Below are 697 nucleotides of genomic sequence, written 5' to 3'. Positions count from 1 at the left end.
CGTCAATTTTTGCATCCATCCTGCGGGTCGTCCCATAAACACCTCGATCAAGGTGTTGCGACGACCGGTTGAATCCGCCCTGGCTACCACGGTCACTATGGTGAAGCAGACCACCCGTGCGGTGCGGCTGACGGGCGTACAGAGCTTGCTCCAATGCATCGAGCACGAAGTCGGTCTTCATGCGGGTACTGACTCGCCAGCCGACGATGCGCCGCGCAAAGACGTCAATCACAAAGGCCACGTACAGCCAGCCTTGTCAGGTCGAAACATAGGTGAAATCCGCCACCCACAGTTGGTTCGGACGATCGGCATGGAACTGACGCTGGACATGATCCAGCGGACAGAGCGACTTGTCGCCGGCCACCGTTGTCCGCACAACCTGCCCACGCCTTGGCGAAGAGATAAGCGCAGTGTGGCTTCGCCGCACCGAACACGGCGACCAGCGGAATCGGCTGCAATGGTATCGCTTAGGGTTGCTCACAAATCACTACATACCCAGCCTAAAGAATGCACACCCATACCCTGAGGATCGCTTCGCGTCACATAGGCTCGTTTGCGCGTATCAGTTGGCGACTGGCTCTGAGGATATCGAATAGCCGATCCCGACCTACCGATCACGCCAGTTCAGGCTCAGCCTGCATCAGACCATGCAGCTTGCGCGTGCCCAGCCGCGGCATCTGAAGACGGGTTTCCAGTA

At 58.4% G+C, this 697-nt stretch carries 1 pseudogene; it reads right to left on the bottom strand.

The features are described from left to right. Nucleotides 1-394 (bottom strand): annotated as a pseudogene (locus CE491_RS00090) (DDE-type integrase/transposase/recombinase); the annotation flags it as partial. Nucleotides 395-697 lie beyond the last annotated feature (303 nt).

Origin of the sequence: Pseudomonas bohemica (genome assembly GCF_002934685.1) — a bacterium.
GTDB classification, from domain to species: Bacteria; Pseudomonadota; Gammaproteobacteria; order Pseudomonadales; family Pseudomonadaceae; genus Aquipseudomonas; species Aquipseudomonas bohemica.
Note: the sequence above shows the minus strand (reverse complement) of the source record. Positions and strands in the feature narration are given on the sequence as shown.